Raw genomic sequence first — 3862 nt, 5'->3', positions numbered from 1 at the left:
GGATGACGAACAAAGCTGCCGGCAGGAGCCGCCGCGCGCGCCTGGCATAGAAGCGCCAGAGGTCGAGCCGGCCGGTCTCGCCGATCTCCTGCATGAGGTGGGTCGATATCAGCCAGCCCGAGATGACGAAGAAGATGTCGACGCCGGCAAAGCCGCCGGGGAGCGCGGTGAGGCCGAAATGGTAGGCGACGACGCCGCCGACGGCGAGCGCGCGCAATCCTTGTATGTCCGGCCGGAACGATGCTGCCACGACGGCTCCCTCGTGCAAGCCCAGCCCCTGTGCAATGTCGGCGGTGCAGGCCGATATCGCAATGCAACAAATTTATCGCAGTGCAACATGGCAGAAATGGGGAGATGGGCCGGGTGCCGGCCGGGCCCGATCCTTGCGTGGCTGGCTTGTCTGCACACCTGCGGCAGACGCAAAACAGCCCCGCGCGGGGCTGTTTCTCATTCGGGTTGCTGGACTGCTACTTGCTGCCGCCGTTCGCTTTCACGCTGCTGCAGAATTCGGGATGGCTGTTGGCCGCAGTGGCGTCCTTCGCCTCGTCCTCGCAGGCCTTCATCATCGCGGTCTGGTCGTCCGGCGTAAGGGCCTTCCAGGCTTTCACGAAGTCGTCGTTGCTGACCATCGTCTTCATGCTGCTATCGGTGTAGAAGGGCTGCATCTTGGCTGGATCGTCGAGAGCCGACGTTTTGGCAAACGCCGCGCCGCCGACCATCGAAAGTGCCATGGCGCCCAAGCAGATCATCTTGATGTTCATGGGTACTCTCCTGTTGCTTTGGGATCGTCGAAGCAACGATCCATTGGAAAACGACAGGTTTGGGTGAAAGTTCCGGCATTTTTTGCGCAGAAAAGCCGAAACGAGGAAAAATATAGCCGAAAAACTTGAAACTTTCCCCGATTTTTCCCGTAGGAGGCGAGTTTATCGGGTCTCTCGTGCGAGACTGACCACCAGTCGATCGACGCTGGGGTCGTCGAGGCTGACGATATGGGCCATCTGCAGCGCCCGCTTCATGCTGACCCTGGTGACGTCCTGCCGCATGATGACCGGCACAAAGGCCGGCCCCGATCCTGTGAGGACGATCGCCCTGCCGACCAGAACCGGTTCGGAGATGGGAGCCCACTGTACGGTCATGATCGAGGGCTCGCTTGTCTGGCGGCGGTTGATGCCTGTGAAATAGATCCAGTTCAGGCGCGAGATCGCTACGCCGTAGTGGTTGCCGGGCATTCTGGCGCCACCCTGGCCATCGCCCGGGGCCCACCGCGTCACCCGCCTGAAGGTGACCAGCTCGGCCTCACGTCGCAGGAAGGTGACCGAGCGCATCAGAAGGTCGGGGCGGCCGGGAACCGAAAAATAGGTGAAATAAGTGCCGCCGGCGATGGCGGGCGACGGCGGCCGCACCATGTTTTCGTACAGTGCCTCGCGCAGCGATGCGTTGCCGTCGCCGTTGGCTGCGGGAACAGCCGGCTCGCGATACAGCTCGTTTTCGTCGATCTTGAAATAATCGCAGATCAGCCTGGCGGTGGTTTTGTTGGGCACCGCCTTGCCTTGCAGATAGCGCTCGAACTGGGTGCGATTGATGCCAAGCTCACGGCACACCGCGCTGACGGAAGCGTGGCGCTGGACCAGCCGCCTGAGATTGGCGGCGAGATTCTCGCGAATTGGCACGACATCTCCCCGACAGACGTACGGACCAGCATTCAAGCGATAGCTTATATACACTTGCATGCCGTGGCGCTGGCGCGAAGATGGACCTTTGGCCAATAGGCAACGATCCCGTAGAGCGTAGGCTGTACGATTCTGACAGTCCGGCTATGCAAGCCGCGTAAATGGGTGTATTTCGGTGGCAAGAGCGACCTCGGATCGGCCTCTCGACATCCTGTAATGGAGGGCGGTTTGGATCATACCGGCCTGGTCGAGCTTCTGGACTACACGCAGGCGCAATTGACGAAGATCCGCCAGGCGGTCGCGTCAAGCGATCACGCCGGTGCCATGTTCACCATTGATTGCCTTGTCGGAGCGGCGGCCGAGCAGACGAAGTGCAAGCTTGCAAGCCTGGAGCATGCCGGCTTGCCGATCAGCAAGGATGGGCCGATCGGCAGGGATGGGCCGATCGGCAGGGATGGGCCCATAGAAGGCGGTGCGGCACCGCCCGGCAAAGCGACATCGGGCAAGCCGGATGCCGGCAGCAGCCGCTCCTGATCAGGCCGCGCCGATCTCGCCGATCAGCCTTGCATATTCGGCCTCGGCTTCGCCGTAACTGCCATTGGCGAGTTCCAGCAGCCCGGCGCGGTCGCGAATGACGATCTCGCCCCGTCTCGAGCGAATCAACGTGCGGCCTTCGAGCAATTGAAGCGCGACGGTGACGCCTGGCCGCCTGACACCAAGCATGATGGCCAGGAATTCGTGGGTGATGGCGAGATGTTCGCCGGGCACCCGGTCGTCGCACATGAGCAGCCATCGCGCCAGCCGCTCCTCGAGCTTCAGCCGCGCGTTGACGAGCGCGGTGCAGCCGGCCTGGGTTTGTAGTGCGTTGACGAAGCGCAGCAGGAACATGCGCAAGGTCGTACTTGCCTCCAAAGCTGCCTTGAAAGCGCCGGCTTCGATGCGGATCGCTTCGCCTTCGAGTTGGACAAAACAGGCATGCGGCGCACGGTCGTCGCCCATCACCAGGGAGTATCCCGTCATGCCTTCGAAGCCGATGAAGCCCACTTCGGCCTCTTGGCCGCTTGCCGTGCTGGCGACCACCGAACCAATGCCCTGTTCGATGAAGTAGACGGCCTCGATCGGAACATTCGGGGTCACCAGCATCATGCGCAATGGCAAATCGCAGCGCTGCATGTGCGGCTCGAGCAACGCCAGATCATCCGCAGGCATGCGCCGCAGCAGTTGGTTTCGGTACGGATGGTTCCCGTCGGGATAGGGTTTTTTGTCGGGATCAGAGTTTTTGTTGGGATCAGACATGGCGTGGCCCAATGCAGGGCAAGAGCCATCCAATCTCCCAGCCGTCCGTGCCCGTAAAAACGTGAGGACGATGGCCTATGTATAGGGGCTCTGAACGCAGAAAGATATTAATGCGATATGAAATTCGAAGCACGGCGCCCCCCAACGCCTGTTCGCATATGAAAAGATCGGCCTGAATGTTAGTGTCGGAAACGTACCAAACGCCATTTGGTACAAAACCGACATATTTCATGAGAGCGCCGGATCACGCCGATAAAATCCGCTGGCCAATGAAAAGCGCCATGTCGCGCTGGGCCTGGGGACCATTCGAAGAAGGGGGAGGACCGGGGGGAGAATTGTACGATACTTACTGTGATGAGGCCGATGTTGACTCTTGCTCAGCCCGATTTCATTTTTTGACCCACAGCGTCTAAAGCGCATCGCGTTTGATCGGATTTATGCGATGCGCTTTAGGGTCTTTGTTTATGCATGTCGTTCTCCCAAAGCCGAGGTCACTTTTGGACGACATGCATCAAAAGTGGCCGCTGCTCCGAAAGGGGCTTCTTATGTCGAGCCTTCGTAAGCGCAATCCCGGTCTCCATCCTTCCGATCTGCAACTGTGCCAGCGCGTCTTCGATCGGGTCTGCCTGGAGCGCAAATTTGATCGCATGTCGGGGGAGTCGGACGTGCAGCTTCTGGCAGCCACGGTGTTTTCGCTGTTCCAGAATGGCTGCCGCAATGAAGGCGAGTTGCTTGAGAGTTTCAGGCGGACCCGCCAATGACCAAGGCCAGGATCACGTCCGCGGCACCGGCCGAAAACGAACCTTACGACGCTGCGGTCTTCGCCCGGAAATACGGCATGTCGCGGAAGGCCGCGGAGGTCGTGCTGTCCGCGAATGGACCGTCCAGAACAGCCT

General features: G+C 60.3%; 6 protein-coding genes. 2 read left to right on the top strand and 4 right to left on the bottom strand.

Annotation, left to right across the window (positions count from 1 at the left end):
- From EN925_RS26795 to EN925_RS26785, 3 genes are all read right to left on the bottom strand, one after another.
- Positions 1-250 (bottom strand): acyltransferase (locus tag EN925_RS26795; RefSeq protein WP_164894407.1); only part of this gene is annotated, 250 nt, incomplete at its 3' end.
- Positions 251-467: 217 nt separating this feature from the next.
- Complete coding sequence (locus EN925_RS26790; RefSeq protein WP_013530594.1) at positions 468-761, bottom strand: hypothetical protein; 294 nt, start codon at positions 759-761, stop codon at positions 468-470.
- Positions 762-923: 162 nt separating this feature from the next.
- Positions 924-1670, bottom strand: coding sequence for a helix-turn-helix transcriptional regulator (locus EN925_RS26785; RefSeq protein WP_013530595.1), 747 nt, complete (start codon positions 1668-1670; stop codon positions 924-926).
- A 228-nt stretch (positions 1671-1898) separates the two neighbouring features.
- On the opposite strand from EN925_RS26785, the gene EN925_RS26780 reads away from it, so the two are divergent.
- Entirely contained in the window at positions 1899-2204 is a 306-nt protein-coding gene (locus tag EN925_RS26780) for a hypothetical protein (protein ID WP_013530596.1), read from the top strand.
- Here the strand turns inward: EN925_RS26780 and EN925_RS26775 are convergent, their stop codons facing one another.
- Positions 2205-2879, bottom strand: coding sequence for a Crp/Fnr family transcriptional regulator (locus EN925_RS26775; RefSeq protein WP_245268617.1), 675 nt, complete (start codon positions 2877-2879; stop codon positions 2205-2207).
- A 584-nt stretch (positions 2880-3463) separates the two neighbouring features.
- Here EN925_RS26775 and EN925_RS26770 point away from each other — a divergent pair.
- A complete protein-coding gene (locus tag EN925_RS26770) occupies positions 3464-3727 on the top strand; it encodes a hypothetical protein (RefSeq protein WP_013530598.1) in 264 nt (87 codons plus the stop codon).
- The last annotated feature ends 135 nt before the right edge of the window (positions 3728-3862 follow it).

Source organism: Mesorhizobium sp. M7A.F.Ca.US.006.04.2.1 (assembly GCF_004022915.1).
In the GTDB taxonomy this organism is placed as follows: Bacteria; Pseudomonadota; Alphaproteobacteria; order Rhizobiales; family Rhizobiaceae; genus Mesorhizobium; species Mesorhizobium ciceri.
The sequence above is the reverse complement of the archived record's forward strand: the minus strand, read 5'-3'. Positions and strand labels throughout refer to the sequence as shown.

What these genes read in the sequence shown, in the direction of transcription:
- EN925_RS26790 (WP_013530594.1), bottom strand. Translation starts at nt 761, where the DNA reads ATGAACATCAAGATGATCTGCTTGGGCGCCATGGCACTTTCGATGGTC.
- EN925_RS26775 (WP_245268617.1), bottom strand. Translation starts at nt 2,879, where the DNA reads ATGCCTGCGGATGATCTGGCGTTGCTCGAGCCGCACATGCAGCGCTGC.